The organism is Halomonas huangheensis (genome assembly GCF_001431725.1).
GTDB lineage: Bacteria > Pseudomonadota > Gammaproteobacteria > Pseudomonadales > Halomonadaceae > Halomonas > Halomonas huangheensis.
The window spans coordinates 926,846-942,281 of record NZ_CP013106.1 but is presented as its reverse complement, the minus strand read 5'-3'; the positions used below and the strand labels follow the sequence as shown (position 1 = coordinate 942,281).

Genomic DNA, 15,436 nt, shown 5'->3' with positions numbered 1-15,436 from the left:
CTTGTCATGCGCGAAGTATAGCGCTGGAGAGGACCACACCCAAATATAACGACTTCAAAAAGGCATGCTTACTGCACAGCCAGAGCTCCGTAACCCGACTCTACCCTCTGGATATCCACCGGTTCGCCACCCACAGATTCGCGTCGCAAAAGCTTGCATTCTTCTGCGGATTCGGTAAGATACGCGCCACTTGCCCAGATGGCGGAATTGGTAGACGCGCTAGCTTCAGGTGCTAGTGTCCTTATGGACGTGGAGGTTCAAGTCCTCTTCTGGGCACCATTGATCCCTCGGGATCACGACGACTACTCTGAAAACATCAGCTGCCCTGAAAACATCAGCTGCATTCTGAGATAATCAGTTAGCCGTCACGCTCTTTGTCAGTGCAGATGGTTCGTGTTCGCCCAGGTGGCGGAATTGGTAGACGCGCTAGCTTCAGGTGCTAGTGTCCTTATGGACGTGGAGGTTCAAGTCCTCTCCTGGGCACCATACGATCACGACAACCACTGACAGAACAGCTCATGACATGCCCAGGTGGCGGAATTGGTAGACGCGCTAGCTTCAGGTGCTAGTGTCCTTATGGACGTGGAGGTTCAAGTCCTCTCCTGGGCACCATGTCAGAGCCAACAATCAACAGCGACAGAAATTGCCTGTTGAGTAGAGCAACAGATCAGGTCGAAAGGCCATCAAGAGACCGCGCATCGACGCGGTTTTTTCGTTTCTGGTCCCAGCACGCTTCCGACTTCCGCACCCGCCAGTACAGATCGGCAGCGGCAAACACCACCGCCACCGTCATCAGTTGAAACGCGCCGGCAGCTGCGAGACCTTCGACAGATTCCAGTCGCCAACCCCTGCCGTGGCTTCCCAGGCCGACTCGACCGCAGGCGGCAGAGACGGCATGAAGTTCAGCCCGGTACGCCGCTCCACCTCATCAATACTGACCAGGTAGTCACTCAAGGGTTCGTCACCCTGCACATCCTGAGGCATGATGAAAGCAACCGCCCGCGGCGTTTCTCCCGGCACAACGACAATCTTGTAGAAGCTCTGCGGAATCTCGATGAAACCGACGCGATCCAGCGCGAGACGCGTCCAGCTCTCTACACTCGCCCACTCCATTGGTGCGTAGATGGGGCCAGTGATCACCTGCAGGCGGCCGAAGCGCGGCAGAAAATGATCCATCACCACCGCTTCGAGACGCTGCCAGAGCTGACGATTGAGCTTCGGTCGCTGCGGTAACATGTTGCTCATCAGGAAGCTGTCCTGCTGCGCCGCCTCACCACCATTCACGGCCATGGCATAGTTCGGTGCCAGGTGGCCGCGATCATATCCACTGCCGCTATAGCTGCTGGTGCTGACAGGCCACAGCGTACGCCAATCGGCGTCAAAGTCCGGGCGCGGCCCGATATTCACATCACCACGATCCTGCAGGGTATAGCTGGCCCACAAGGCACCAACACGGAAATCAGACCACCCCACCAGGTAGCCGTCATTGCGCAATACACGGGTAAAGGTCTGGGCGCTGGGTTGCTGCCACTCGGTGACCCCCATCCAGCTCAGGCGCTCGCGATATTGCTGCTCGGTGCTGTGCCAGAGCACTACGCCAGCCACCGCCAGAACCAGGCTCAGCAACAAGGTACGTGGTCGCGGCAGAATACGCGACAGGGAGAGATCAAGGCTCATCCGTAAAAGACTCTCAACAACGGGCAGACAACCGGACCGCAACAGCAGGACCGCACAACTTCGATTTCCGCGAGCTCAACCTCAACAAACTCAAGGCCAACGAACTCCACGCCAACGAACTCCACGCCAACAGGCTGACTCACCAGCCGAGCGAGAACATCGTTTCGAGATCATGCCGCGAATGCACCTGCATGGCGTTGAGAGTTTCGGTATCGGCAACTCCCTCGACGGAGTTGAGACGCTCGGTCACCAGCTCGGCAAGGCTCTCGAAGTCGCGGGTACGAGCAATTGCCACCAGATCATAACGACCACAGGTGGAGTACACCTCACTGATACCATCGACATCGGCGAGACGCTCGGCCACCGCCTTGACTTGACCTTTCTCGGTATTGATCAGAATCACCGCATTCTGCATGTTCTCGCTCCTTCTACAGGGTATCGCTGAGCACCGGTTCCACCGAAGCAGCAGCCCGCCCTCGAGTTGTTGTCGCGCCCGACTGTTGTCATGCCGAAGTATATCAGCGCAGCCCCGTCGACGGCAGTAATCGAGCCGGCGATCGACCAGGCAGGTCGCCTTCCACAGGAAGCTCGGTTAGCCTATTGGACAAGTGCCGCCAGAGCACCGGCAACCTTGACTACCGATCATTGCAACCACGAGCTGCCATACCGACCAGCAAGAGCGAGGAAACCCCATGACCCGCAGCAATGAACCGCCCCACTACAGTCGGCGCAAATTTCTGCGCCAGAGCCTTATCGGCCTGGCTGCTCTGCCTTTGGGTAGCGCAGTACTGTCAATCGGGGCGCAGGCACGTGACCTGCCCCGTCTTGATGAAAACAGCACTCAAGCAAAAGCGCTGGGGTACGTCGAGAAAGCCAGCGATGCCGAGGACAACGCCGACTGGTCAGAGGGAGAAAACTGCAGCAACTGCATGTTCTACAACACTGAAACCCAGGCCTGCCAACTGTTTCCGCAAAACAGCGTAGCAGCAGCAGGCTGGTGCCAGTCCTGGGTCGCCGGCAACTAGATTTCGAGGGCATGGTTTTCAGGGCATGGTTTTCAGGACACGGTTTCCAGGACACGATTTCCAGGACATGCCCCCAGCACACGTCGTCAAGACACGCCTTGAGGACACGCCTCAACGACGAATATCAGGATGAACTTTCTTCACTATCCGGCAATGGCCAGTGGTAGCGCCGCATTACCTCATCGCCATCGATGGACTCAAGGTTGATCGGAAAACCCCATAACTGGTGAAGGTGGCGCATCACCGGGTAGACACTACGCGCCAGCGGCCGCCGCTGATCCTGAACGTGGCGCAGGGTCAATGAGCGATCGCCGCGTATATCGGCCTCATAGACCTGGATGTTGGGTTCACGTACTGACAGCGCGTACTGCGTCGACAGTGCCTCCCGAATGCGGTGATAGCCACGCTCATCATGGATGGCCGCCACTTCCAGCATCTCTTCATGGTCATCGTCGACGACCTGGAACAGCTTGAGTTCGCGAATCACCCTCGGTGACAGGAACTGCTGGATAAAGGATTCATCCTTGAAGTTGCGCATGGCGAAGTTGAGCGTCTCACGCCAATCGCTACCGGCAATGTCCGGGAACCATTCGCGATCCTCGTCTTCCGGGTTCTCACAGATTCGCCGCAGATCGGTGAATATGGCAAAACCCAACGCATAGGGATTGATGCCGTTGAAGTATGGGCTATCGAAAGCCGGTTGACTGACCACCGCCGTGTGCGACTGAAGGAACTCCAGCATCAGCCCCTCGTCCACCGCACCATCATCAAACAGCCGATTCATCAGCGTATAATGCCAGAAGGTTGCCCAGCCTTCATTCATCACCTGCGTCTGGCGCTGCGGATAGAAGTACTGCGCCAGTTTGCGCACGATGCGCACCACTTCACGCTGCCAGGGCATCAGCAGCGGCGCATTCTTCTCGATGAAGTACAGTAGGTTTTCCTGGGGCTCGGGAGGATAACGCCCACCCTCGTGCAATCCCAGCGGATCCTCCTCGGATGCCGCCGGCGTTGACGCATCTCCGGATATTGCCCCCGGTATGGTCCGCCACAGTGTATTCACCTGCGCCTGCAGGTAATCCTCGCGCTCCTTCTGTCGCCGCGCCTCCTCTTCAGCGGACACCGGAGAGGGGCGCTTGTAGCGATCGACGCCGTAGTTCTGCAGTGCATGACAGGCATCCAACAGCTGCTCTACCGCCTGGACACCATAACGCTCTTCACACTCACCGAGGTACTTGCGGGCGAACACCAGGTAATCGACGATCGATGAAGCATCGGTCCAGGTTCGGAACAGATAGTTGCCCTTGAAGAAGGAATTGTGGCCATAGCAGGCATGAGCCATGACCAGCACCTGCATCATCAGGGTGTTTTCTTCCATCAGATAGGCAATACAGGGATCGGAGTTGATCACCAACTCATAGGCCAACCCCATCTGGCCACGTCGATAGGCCTGTTCGGTGGCCAGAAACTGCTTGCCGAAGGACCAGTGATGGTAGCCCACCGGCATTCCAACACTTGCGTAGGCGTCCATCATCTGCTCGGTGGTGATGACCTCGATCTGGTTGGGATAGGTATCGAGACGATACTCATCCGCCAACCGAGCAATTTCGGTCTCATACTCGGTGAGGATGTCAAAACTCCAGTCGGATCCGGAAGCGATGGGCGCTGTGTGGCGCCGGGCAAGACTGCTCATGGAACCATCCTCCTGTTCCCGTCGTGCAGGAAATTCGCCATCAATGTGCGCACCAGGGCATCACGGTTCAAGCGTCTGCACGTCGCTTGAACAACTCCCTGAACACCGGATAGATGTCTCCCGGCTCGATGATCTGCCGCATGGCAAAGCGATCAGGGTAAGCGGCTTCAACCCGCTCATACTCTTCCCACAGCGCTTGATGCGCATGGGGAGTAATCTCGACATAGGTGAAGTACTGCAGTCTCGACATCAACGACCCAGTCAGCAGCTCACGACAGTTGACCGAGTCATCATCCCAGTTGTCACCATCCGAGGCCTGAGCCACATAGAGATTCCATTGCGTGGGCGGGTAACGCTTGTCGATGATCTCGTCGACCAGCGTCAGCGCACTGGAGACGATGGTGCCGCCAGTCTCCCGAGAGTAGAAGAACTCCTCCTCATCGACTTCTCGCGCAGCAGTATGATGGCGCACAAAAACCAACTCGACACGCTCGTAACTGCGCTCAAGGAACAGGTAAAGCAACAGGAAGAACCGCTTGGCAATGTCCTTGTGTGCCTGCGTCATGGAGCCGGAAACATCCATTACGCAGAACATCACTGCCTTGCTCGAGGGCTGGGGCTGGTTGATCAGGTGGTTATAGCGCAGGTCATAGGTGTCGATGAAAGGCACCGCTTCGAGCCGCTTCTCGAGCCGCTCGATCTCATCCTTCAACTCCTGAATGCGGGCCGGATTGCGCAGTACTGGATCCTTTCGCTCTTCTGCGGCCAGCGCCTGCTGGGCCTCACGCAGTGCACGTCGGATCGGGGCGCGCATGGCAATACGCCGGGCATGCGCCTCACGCATCGAGCGCACGATATTGATTCGCGCCGGGACACCATCGCGTGACACCCCCGCCCGCACCGGACGCACCTCCTCGACATCGACCAACGGCTTGCGCTCGAGATGCGGCAACTCCAGACCATCGAAGACAAATTCGAGGAACTCCTCACGGGTCAAGGTAAAGGCAAATTCATCCATGCCCTCACCCTGGTTGGAAGCGCCACCCTCACCACTACCGTCCCCACCCCCGCCACCGCCGGGGCGACGCAGCCTATCGCCTTCCTGAAACTCACGGTTTCCGGGCGCAATGATCGAACGGCGCCCACCGGAACCATGCTGGAATACCGGCTCGGAGATATCACGGCTGGGGATCGAGATCTTTTCACCTCGCTCCATATCCGTGATCGAGCGGCGATTCACCGCCTCCTCCACCGAACGCTTGATATGAGTGCGATAACGATCCAGAAAGCGCTGTCGATTGACGGCACTCTTGTTCTTTGCGTTGGCTCGCCGATCAATGAAGTAGGTCATGTGACCTCCTCTGCCTGCAGTGTGCATCCAGGGGGCGGAACAATCCGCCCCAACCGGTCACGCCCTACTGTGACTTGCGCACCCGCAGATACCACTCCGACAGCAGCCGCACCTGCTTCTCGGTATAACCACGTTCGACCATGCGCGCAACGAAATCCTCGTGCTTCCTGAGATCCGCCGACGATGCCTTGGCATTGAACGAGATGACCGGCAACAACTCCTCGGTATTGGCGAACATCTTGTGTTCGATGACTCCACGCAACTTCTCGTAGGACTGCCACCCCGGATTCATACCATTGTTCTGTGCCCGCGCACGAAGTACAAAGTTGACCACCTCATGACGGAAGTCCTTGGGATTCGAGATACCTGCCGGCTTCTCGATCTTCTCAAGCTCCTCGTTGAGTGACTGGCGATCGAACAGCTCACCGGTTTCCGGATCGCGATATTCCTGATCCTGAATCCAGAAATCTGCGTAGGTCACATAACGGTCGAAGATATTCTGCCCGTATTCGGAATAGGACTCGAGATAGGCGGTCTGAATCTCCTTGCCAATGAAATCGACATAACGCGGCGCCAGAAACTCCTTGATATAGCGCAGGTAGCGCTCGAAGGTTTCCTTGGGTAGCTGCTCCTGCTCAAGACGCTGCTCCAGCACATAGAGCAGGTGCACTGGGTTGGCAGCTATCTCATGATTATCGAAGTTGAAGACCTTGGACAGGATCTTGAAGGCGAAGCGGGTCGACAGGCCATCCATGCCCTCATCAACTCCGGCACCATCACGATACTCCTGAATCGACTTGGCCTTGGGATCGGTATCCTTGAGGTTTTCACCGTCGTAGACACGCATCTTGGAATAGACACTGGAATTTTCCGGCTCCTTGAGACGCGACAGCACCGAGAACTGCGCCAGCATGCGCAGCGTATCCGGGGCGCAGGGTGCCTGGTTGAGCGACGAATGCTCAAGCAACTTCCTGTAGATATTGATTTCTTCACTGACCCGCAGGCAGTACGGCACCTTGACGATATACACCCGGTCAAGAAACGCCTCATTGTTGCGGTTATTGCGGAACGCCTGCCACTCGCTCTCATTGGAGTGCGCCAACACAACACCATCGAAGGGAATCGCTCCCATGCCTTCCGTGGGGTTGTAGTTGCCTTCCTGGGTCGCGGTCAGCAGGGGATGCAGAACCTTGATCGGCGCCTTGAACATCTCGACGAATTCCATCAACCCCTGGTTGGCCCGGCATAGCCCGCCAGAGAAGCTGTAGGCATCGGGATCATCCTGGGAATACAGCTCCAATTGGCGGATATCCACCTTGCCGACCAGAGAGGAGATATCCTGGTTATTCTCGTCACCAGGCTCCGTCTTCGCGAGGGCAATCTGATTGAGGCGCGATGGATACAGTCGCACCACCCGAAACTGGGAAATATCTCCCTCGGCTTCCTGCAGGCGCTTGGCCGCCCATGGCGACATCACACTGCGCAGGTAGCGCCCGGGAATGCCGTACTCCTTCTCGAGCAGCTCGCCATCTTCTTCCGGTGAGAACAGCCCCAGTGGCGACTCATGGACCGGTGACCCCTTGATCGCATAGAAGGGAATATACTCCATCAATAACTTGAGCCGCTCAGCCAGCGACGACTTACCCCCCCCTACCGGCCCCAACAGGTAGAGAATCTGCTTCTTCTCTTCCAACCCCTGCGCGGCATGACGGAAATAGGACACGATCTGCTCGATCGCCTCCTCCATTCCATGAAACTCGCCGAATGCCGGATAACGGCGAATCACCTTGTTGGAAAAGATCCGAGCCAGCCTGGGATCCTTGGCGGTATCAATCACCTCAGGCTTACCGATCGCCTCGAGCATGCGCTCAGCCGCACTGGCATAGGCGGAAGGGTCCTGACGGCAGAGTTCGAGATACTCCTGCAGGGACATTTCTTCCTGCTGAACGCGAGCGAAACGGTTCTGCACGTGATCAAAGATACTCATCGATGCCTCCTGTATGCCCGGGACCCGGAGTCAGCGAAACCACAAGAATCGAGCCATCGCCTTTTCGCCGGGAGGGTATCTTCAGCGTAGAACAGCATTAGATAAATGCGATGCTATGTTTCAACGCCAGCCCCCTTACCTATAAGAACTCTAGACCGCAGATGCGTTTCATCATCGACACTGGATTCTTCAACGGAAGACCCGCTCGTCAGCCGGAGCAGGTACCGGCACTCCCTCCTGTAGAATAGGTGCTTCCCCGCGACTTCTCGACGTCACCAGACGCCGAAGAGTCTCGCCTCACGAACTCTGGCGCCCACCGCCCTGTCGACCACCTCACCTGTGACTCTTCTACAATGGGCGCCTGCAGCGTGACATGTAAAGCTCCCCGCCAACCATCCTCGGCACCGGCAATCATTTGGCGATACGGCACAGAAAAGTTACAACCCTGCTGCCACCCGCGTTCCCTGATCAATCGCCCGCCGCGCATCCAACTCAGCAGCCCTGTCGGCACCCCCCACGACATCAACGGCAACTCCAGCTTTCATCAACGGTTCAACCAACTCACGCACGGACTCCTGCCCGGCACAGATCACGATGGTGTCCACATCGAGTCGCCTCGGCTCTCCCTCCACGGTCAGATGCAACCCATCATCGTCAATACGCTGATATTCACAGCCCGCCAGCATCTCTACCCCATGCTGACGCAGGGAAGCGCGATGCACCCATCCGGTGGTCGTTCCCAACCCCTTTCCCAGACGCGATGCCTTGCGCTGAAGCAGGTAAACCTGCCGCGCCGCAGTCGGTAGATGCGGCGGCTTCAGGCCACCTGCGCTGGACACCGCGAGATCGACCCCCCACTGGTCACACCAGTGTTCGAGCGGATCACCGGACGGCGCCCGATGCGTAAGCAGCTCGGCAACATCGAAACCGATCCCGCCAGCACCAATGAGTGCTACACGCGCCCCCACTCGCTGAGGCTCAATGATTGCTTCGGCATAGCTGAGTACCGATGCATGGTCCGCACCGGGAATCGATAGCTCGCGCGGCACAACACCGCTGGCCAGCACCACACGCTCGAAGTCCTTCAAGGTCTCGACATCGGCGTCTGTGTTCAGACGCACTTCTACACCGCTGCGCTCAAGCATGACCCGGAAATAACGCATGGTTTCATCGAACTCTTCCTTGCCGGGAATACGCCGTGCCAGATTGAACTGCCCACCAAGCTCTCCGCGGCGCTCGAACAACGTCACGCGAAGACCCCGTTGTGCGGCAGTCACTGCGGTTGCCATGCCTGCCGGACCACCCCCAACTACCGCCACACGCTTCGCCTGGCTTGCGGGTTCGATCACCAACTCCGTTTCATGACAGGCCTGCGGATTAACCAGACAAGAGGTCAATTTGCCTTGAAAGGTGTGGTCGAGACAGGCCTGGTTGCAGGCAATGCAGGTATTGATCTCATCGCTGCGGTCCTGTTGCGCCTTGGCAATCCATGCCGGATCAGCAAGAAAGGGCCTTGCCATGGAAACCATGTCAGCATGCCCTTCTGCCAGCACACGCTCGGCGACATCCGGCATGTTGATTCGATTGGTGGTAATCAAGGGCAGGCTTATCGCTTCACGCATGCGCCGAGATACTTCAGTGAAAGCGGCACGCGGCACACTGGTAACGATGGTCGGCACGCGAGCCTCATGCCAGCCGATCCCGGTATTGATGACATCAGCACCAGCTGCCTCCATGGCACGCCCCAGCTCCAGTACCTCTTCCGCAGTGCTGCCACCCTCCACAAGATCAATCATCGACAAGCGGAAGATAATCAAGAACCGGCTGCCCGTCGCCTCACGAATTCGGCGTACGATCTCGACAGCAAAGCGGATGCGGTTGGCAAACTCACCACCCCACTCATCCTCGCGATGATTGGTACGCAGGCATATGAACTGATTGATCAGATAGCCTTCAGAGCCCATCACCTCGACGCCGTCATAACCTGCCGCCTGAGCCAGGCGGGCGCAGCGCACATAATCTTCGATGTGCTGCTCGACTTCAGCTGCAGTCAACTCTCGCGGCCTGGACGGATTGATGGGTGCCTGAATCGGCGACGGCGCAACCAGCTCCGGGGAATAGGCATAGCGTCCAGCATGCAGTATCTGAAGACAGATATGCGAGCCCTCTCGATGAACCGCCTCTACCACCTGACGATGCTCGTCGAGCTGTTGTTCATTGGTCAGTGTCGCTGCGCCCTTGAATACTGCTCCCTCGGCATTGGGAGCAATGCCCCCCGTCACGATCAGCGCCACCCCCTGCCGAGCCCGCTCAGCATAGAATTCCGCCAGACGAGCAAAGCCATTGGGCGCTTCCTCCAGGTTGGTATGCATGGACCCCATCAGGACACGATTGGGCAGTTCGAGATGCCCCAGCCGAAGGGGGCGAAACAGGTGCGGATAGGAGGCAGTCACGGTGATTCCTCGACGGATATCAAGAGTATTGTTATCGGCTCAAGCCATGCATGCAGCATAGCGCCGCATCAGCCGAAGCGATTTCAAACAACTGTATGATAGTCTAGATCACGATGCCAGAGGAAAGAGGAAAGAGGAAAGAGGAAAGAGGAAAGAGAAGAGCCCAGGCATGGCGTTCGTCATGCAAACCTCACCACCGCGGGCGGACTGACAGCTCGTAGCTCGTAGCTCGTAGCTCGTAGCTCACACCCAGCCATACGAAAAAACCCGATGCCTTGGGCATCGGGTTGCAATTTCTGCCGAAAATACTACTCTCGGACTTTTGATTTCACACTTTTGAGTTCGAGCAGAGCTATGGCGGACCGGACGGGACTCGAACCCGCGACCTCCGGCGTGACAGGCCGGCATTCTAACCAACTGAACTACCGGTCCGCATGGTGGGTGATACCGGATTCGAACCAGTGACCCCCAGCATGTGAGGCTGGTGCTCTAACCAACTGAGCTAATCACCCGCACATAAACTCAAACTGAATTGACGATTATCAGCCTACCGTCGAGAGGCGTGTCATCATGGCGGACCGGACGGGACTCGAACCCGCGACCTCCGGCGTGACAGGCCGGCATTCTAACCAACTGAACTACCGGTCCGCTGATATGACAGATCGAGGCTTGATGATGGCGGACCGGACGGGACTCGAACCCGCGACCTCCGGCGTGACAGGCCGGCATTCTAACCAACTGAACTACCGGTCCACTTACATCAATCTCTATGTGCCCATTACCATCACTGGCGTGAATGGTGGGTGGTACAGGGTTCGAACCTGTGACCCCCAGCTTGTAAGGCTGGTGCTCTCCCAACTGAGCTAACCACCCGGTCACATGGCGCTGCATTCTACAGAGCCGGGCTGAGATGTCAACGCGTTTTTTTAAAATTCCGCGTTCATCCATGTCCCAAAAAGTCGCCGACATTCATCTACTTGTGCGGAAGTACTCAGACTTGCTGACTTCCAGCACTAAACCTCAAATGCCGTATATTTATTACCACTTCTGGACACGCCCGCTGTAAACAGCAGCGTGGTATTCTACACACGCAGAATGAATTGGCCAGTAGTTTCTGCCGCTGCCTCAACCAGTTGCTTTTGGGTATAGCCACTGGCCTTGCGTGGCACCCAATCATGATCACCATCCTCTAGCCACTGGACTTCCGCACTCTCACCCAGCGTATAACCCTCGACTTCCTCACGTGTTCCAAAAGGATCACGCTCGCCTTGCAATACCAGGGTCGGACAACGCAATTGTGGCCAATGATCCAGACGCAGACGCTCAGGCTTGCCGACAGGGTGAAAGGGATAACCGACCAATACCAGTCCCGGCACCGATGGTGGCGTCGATGAGTGAGCTGCCACCATGCTGGCCACGCGCCCACCCATTGATTTTCCACCGAGCCATAGCTCGCCAGGTATCAAATCCGATAGAACATCACTCCAGCGCCGGAACTCCTCACATAGCCCACTCACTCTCGGAGGAGGCCGGCGGCGGCCTTCCTCACGCATCTGGCGCATATAGGCAAACTCCAGCGACAGGGTCTGTATGCCCTGTATTGCCAGAGCGCTTCGCCAGGCAGTGAGGAAGGCCGAGTCATGTCCAGCACCGGCACCGTGAGCCATCAGCAGAGTACGGTCCGTGCAGGGGCCGGCTAAAGTAACAAGCCCCAACTCCCCTACCTGCCAACACCCTTCCATTCCCTGCCGACACCGGTCGCCAAGATCGTCCAGTGAAATTGAAACCCATTGTCTGTTCGCCATCAGCAGCTACCCAGATATTCATGAAACATTGGCTAATGTATACAGTTTTAGATAAATTTGGGATACAGTCTTACGGATTGCCAAGCGACATCATCAGCACAACTAGCTAGCAAAGCACTGTAACCAGAGGAAATTATCCTCGATAAGCGTTCGATGGAAAGCGAATCATGAGCACAGCATTGCAACACCCAACCTACAACTACAAGGTGGTTCGGCAGTTCGCGATCATGACCGTGGTATGGGGCATAGTGGGCATGAGCGTTGGGCTTCTGCTGGCTGCCCAACTCGTGTGGCCAGAGCTCAACCTTGGTCTGCCGTGGACAAGCTTTGGTCGGCTGCGCCCCCTGCACACCAATATTGTGATTTTTGCCTTCGGCGGATGCGCCCTGTTCGCGACCTCCTACTACGTGGTGCAGCGTACCTGTCAGGTGCGCCTGGTCAGCGACGGGTTGGCGGTCTTCACTTTCTGGGGCTACCAGGCGGTGATCGTCAGCGCGATCATTACCCTCCCCATGGGCTTCACTGCAGTCAAGGAATACGCTGAGCTCGAGTGGCCCATCGACATTCTGCTCGCCGTGGTCTGGGTCACCTACGCCATTGTTTTCCTCGGCACCATCAAACACCGTCGAACCTCACATATCTATGTCGCCAACTGGTTCTTCGCAGCTTTCATTCTAACGGTAGCGGTACTGCACATCGTCAATAGCGCCGCTCTTCCGGTCACCGCCAGCTACTCGATTTCCCTGTATTCCGGTGCAATCGACGCCATGGTGCAGTGGTGGTACGGCCACAATGCGGTTGGCTTCTTCCTCACTGCAGGCTTCCTCGGCATGATGTATTACTTCGTGCCCAAGCAGGCCGAGCGCCCGGTCTACTCCTATCGCCTGTCCATTGTTCACTTCTGGGCGCTGATCATGGTCTACATGTGGGCCGGCCCCCACCACCTGCACTACACTGCACTGCCCAATTGGGCCCAATCGCTGGGGATGGCGATGTCGATCATCCTGCTCGCTCCTTCCTGGGGCGGCATGATCAACGGCATGATGACCCTCTCCGGGGCCTGGCATAAGCTGCGAACCGACCCAACGCTGCGCTTCCTCGTCGTCGCGCTGTCGTTCTATGGCATGTCGACCTTTGAAGGTCCAATGATGGCGGTCAAGACCGTCAATGCGCTGTCCCACTACACCGACTGGACCATTGGTCATGTCCACGCCGGCGCGCTCGGCTGGGTGGCAATGATCACCATCGGCTCCCTGTATCACATGATTCCGCGTCTGTACGGGCTCAGCGAAATGTACTCGGTCAAGCTCATCGCAGTGCACTTCTGGCTGGCAACTGTCGGTACCGTGCTCTACATCGCTGCAATGTGGGTCAACGGCATCCTGCAGGGCCTGATGTGGCGAGCCATCAACCCCGACGGCACCTTGATGTACACCTTCATCGAATCGATAGAGGCCAGCGGGCCCGGCTATATCGTGCGCATGATCGGAGGGATGTTCTGGCTGATTGGTATGTGGGTCATGGCCGCCAACGTGTACATGACTGTCAGACGCCCTGTCACTCGGTACCAGCCCGTGCCGCAGACCGCTTGAGCCAACAGGGAAACAACGACCGATGAGACACGAGATCATTGAAAGGAATGTCGGCCTGCTGGCAGTGCTGGTACTGGTCGTGATCAGCCTTGGTGGACTGGCGGAGATCGTGCCGCTGTTCTTCCAGAAACAGACCACCGAGCCGGTGGAGGGGCTCGAACCGCTCTCGGCGCTGGAGCTTGAGGGTCGAGTCATCTATCGCCGTGAAGGCTGCGTGGGCTGCCACTCGCAGATGATTCGCCCGTTCCGCGCCGAAACCGAGCGCTATGGCCACTACAGCGTGGCGGGTGAATCCATCTACGAACACAACTTCCTGTGGGGCTCCAAGCGTACTGGGCCGGACCTCGCCCGGGTGGGCGCCCGCTACAGTGACGACTGGCATCGCGCCCACCTCTACAACCCCCGTGACGTCGTTCCCGAGTCGATCATGCCAGCCTATCCCTGGCTGTTCGATAACCTTGTCGATGGCAAGGATACACCCGCCAGAATGCAGGCTCTGCGCAAACTTGGTGTGCCCTATACCGATGAGCAGATTGCCAGCGCCAGCGAGGACGTCAAGGGCGAGCAGGAGATCACGGCACTGGTCGCCTATCTGCAACAACTCGGCACCGTACTGCCTCGATCGACAGTCAGGGAATAACCATGGATATCGGAACCTTTCGCGGAATCGTGACTGCCATTCTGCTGATCGCCTTTCTCGGGCTCATCGCCTGGGCCTGGTCAAGGCGACGCAAGGCAGACTTTGATGAAGCCGCCCAGTTGCCCTTCGCTGATGACGAACTGGTGGCGAGATCATTTCCCCAATGCATCGCGCAGAGCCCGTCAAAAGCCGGCCCTCATGACTCAGGTCTCCTCAAGCACGAGGGAGGTGGGAGCAAATGACTACGCTATGGGGCGACGACCTCTCCGGCTTCTGGAGCAGCTGGATCATCATCATTACGCTGGGCTCCATCGCGTTCGCGTTCTGGTTGCTGTACGTCAATCGCAGCACCGACAAGGCGCCGGACAGTGACGGCAACGTCGATACCACCGGCCATATGGCCGACGGTATCGCCGAGTACGACAACCCGCTACCTCGCTGGTGGTTCCTGCTCTACATCGCCACCGTGATCTTCGCCTTGTCCTACCTCGCACTGTACCCGGGCCTCGGCAACTTCTCCGGCCTGCTCGGCTGGAGTCAGGAGGCCCAGTGGGAAAAGGAGGTCACAGCCGCTGACGAACGCTTCACGCCGATCTTCGAGCAATACCAGCAAGTCCCCATTCCCGAACTGGCTCAAGATGCTGAGGCCATGCAGGTCGCCGAGCGCATATTTCTCAACAACTGTGCCATCTGTCACGGCACCAGTGCGCGTGGCGGTTATGGCTTCCCCAACCTGACCGATAGCGACTGGCTATATGGCGGCGACCCTGCAGCCATCACTCATACCATCGAGAAGGGACGCAGCGGTATGATGCCTGCCTGGCAGCAACTCGGAGAGGAAGGCATCGAGGACGTTACCCAGTTCGTGTTGTCGCTGTCCGGCGTTGCCGAGGATAAACAGCGTGCCAGCCAGGGAGAGACCGTCTTCGCCTCGACATGTGTGGGCTGCCATAGCCCTGATGGCACCGGGAATCAGGCACTGGGAGCGCCCGATCTGACCGATGAAACCTGGCTCTATCAAGCGCCCGGTCAGAGTGTTGCCGACTCCGTACGCCAGACTCTGCGCCACGGCCGCAACGGGAAGATGCCCGCCCAGGCCAGGTGGATCGGTGAGGAGCGGGTTCACCTGGTCGCCGCCTATGTCTACAGCCTCGGTCACCAGCAGGAACGCGCCCCGTCCAGTCCCGGGCAGGAATGAAATGAACACGGCCTG

General features: G+C 57.7%; 12 protein-coding genes and 8 tRNA genes. 8 read left to right on the top strand and 12 right to left on the bottom strand.

Annotated elements, in window-relative coordinates:
• The first annotated feature begins 192 nt into the window (after positions 1-192).
• The 3 genes from AR456_RS04280 to AR456_RS04270 all read left to right on the top strand — a co-directional run bounded on the left by AR456_RS04280 (position 193) and on the right by AR456_RS04270 (position 612).
• A tRNA-Leu gene (locus tag AR456_RS04280) sits at positions 193-279 on the top strand.
• A 120-nt stretch (positions 280-399) separates the two neighbouring features.
• Positions 400-486, top strand: a tRNA-Leu gene (locus tag AR456_RS04275).
• A 39-nt stretch (positions 487-525) separates the two neighbouring features.
• Positions 526-612, top strand: a tRNA-Leu gene (locus tag AR456_RS04270).
• Between the two features lie 180 nt (positions 613-792).
• On the opposite strand, the gene AR456_RS04265 is transcribed toward AR456_RS04270, so the two are convergent.
• The gene (locus tag AR456_RS04265; RefSeq protein ID WP_021820116.1) at positions 793-1,677 is read right to left on the bottom strand and encodes a DNA/RNA non-specific endonuclease; all 885 of its coding nucleotides are present in this window, start codon (positions 1,675-1,677) and stop codon (positions 793-795) included.
• A 139-nt stretch (positions 1,678-1,816) separates the two neighbouring features.
• Entirely contained in the window at positions 1,817-2,092 is a 276-nt protein-coding gene (locus AR456_RS04260; RefSeq protein ID WP_021820115.1) for an Lrp/AsnC family transcriptional regulator, read from the bottom strand.
• 277 nt (positions 2,093-2,369) lie between these two features.
• On the opposite strand from AR456_RS04260, the gene AR456_RS04255 reads away from it, so the two are divergent.
• Positions 2,370-2,702 (top strand): high-potential iron-sulfur protein, encoded by a 333-nt coding sequence (locus AR456_RS04255; protein WP_021820114.1) that lies wholly within the window; start codon positions 2,370-2,372, stop codon positions 2,700-2,702.
• A 124-nt stretch (positions 2,703-2,826) separates the two neighbouring features.
• Here the strand turns inward: AR456_RS04255 and AR456_RS04250 are convergent, their stop codons facing one another.
• The 10 genes from AR456_RS04250 to AR456_RS04205 form a co-directional block, all read right to left on the bottom strand.
• On the bottom strand, positions 2,827-4,395 hold the full coding sequence (locus AR456_RS04250) for a SpoVR family protein (protein WP_021820113.1): 1,569 nt from the start codon (positions 4,393-4,395) through the stop codon (positions 2,827-2,829).
• A gap of 67 nt (positions 4,396-4,462) precedes the next feature.
• A complete protein-coding gene (locus tag AR456_RS04245) occupies positions 4,463-5,746 on the bottom strand; it encodes a YeaH/YhbH family protein (RefSeq protein ID WP_021820112.1) in 1,284 nt (427 codons plus the stop codon).
• A gap of 64 nt (positions 5,747-5,810) precedes the next feature.
• Positions 5,811-7,733, bottom strand: a complete 1,923-nt coding sequence (locus AR456_RS04240) for a PrkA family serine protein kinase (protein WP_021820111.1) — start codon at positions 7,731-7,733, stop codon at positions 5,811-5,813.
• 437 nt (positions 7,734-8,170) lie between these two features.
• Entirely contained in the window at positions 8,171-10,192 is a 2,022-nt protein-coding gene (locus tag AR456_RS04235) for an NADPH-dependent 2,4-dienoyl-CoA reductase (RefSeq protein WP_031208474.1), read from the bottom strand.
• Positions 10,193-10,541: 349 nt separating this feature from the next.
• Positions 10,542-10,618: transfer RNA gene (locus AR456_RS04230), tRNA-Asp, on the bottom strand.
• Between the two features lie 3 nt (positions 10,619-10,621).
• A tRNA-Val gene (locus AR456_RS04225) sits at positions 10,622-10,698 on the bottom strand.
• Positions 10,699-10,757: 59 nt separating this feature from the next.
• A tRNA-Asp gene (locus AR456_RS04220) sits at positions 10,758-10,834 on the bottom strand.
• A 28-nt stretch (positions 10,835-10,862) separates the two neighbouring features.
• Positions 10,863-10,939: transfer RNA gene (locus AR456_RS04215), tRNA-Asp, on the bottom strand.
• Between the two features lie 44 nt (positions 10,940-10,983).
• Positions 10,984-11,059, bottom strand: a tRNA-Val gene (locus AR456_RS04210).
• Between the two features lie 209 nt (positions 11,060-11,268).
• Positions 11,269-11,991, bottom strand: coding sequence for an alpha/beta family hydrolase (locus AR456_RS04205; RefSeq protein WP_051995771.1), 723 nt, complete (start codon positions 11,989-11,991; stop codon positions 11,269-11,271).
• A 167-nt stretch (positions 11,992-12,158) separates the two neighbouring features.
• On the opposite strand from AR456_RS04205, the gene ccoN reads away from it, so the two are divergent.
• Genes ccoN through ccoP form a run of 4 tightly spaced genes read left to right on the top strand, consistent with a single transcriptional unit; the run spans position 12,159 to position 15,421 of the window.
• A complete protein-coding gene (ccoN, locus tag AR456_RS04200) occupies positions 12,159-13,583 on the top strand; it encodes a cytochrome-c oxidase, cbb3-type subunit I (RefSeq protein ID WP_021820108.1) in 1,425 nt (474 codons plus the stop codon).
• Between the two features lie 22 nt (positions 13,584-13,605).
• Complete coding sequence (gene ccoO / locus AR456_RS04195; RefSeq protein ID WP_021820107.1) at positions 13,606-14,223, top strand: cytochrome-c oxidase, cbb3-type subunit II; 618 nt, start codon at positions 13,606-13,608, stop codon at positions 14,221-14,223.
• Positions 14,224-14,225: 2 nt separating this feature from the next.
• On the top strand, positions 14,226-14,465 hold the full coding sequence (locus AR456_RS04190) for a CcoQ/FixQ family Cbb3-type cytochrome c oxidase assembly chaperone (RefSeq protein ID WP_021820106.1): 240 nt from the start codon (positions 14,226-14,228) through the stop codon (positions 14,463-14,465).
• Positions 14,462-15,421: a cytochrome-c oxidase, cbb3-type subunit III gene (gene ccoP, locus AR456_RS04185; protein WP_021820105.1), complete on the top strand. Its 960-nt coding sequence runs from the start codon at positions 14,462-14,464 to the stop codon at positions 15,419-15,421. Before AR456_RS04190 ends, ccoP begins: the two co-directional genes overlap by 4 nt.
• The last annotated feature ends 15 nt before the right edge of the window (positions 15,422-15,436 follow it).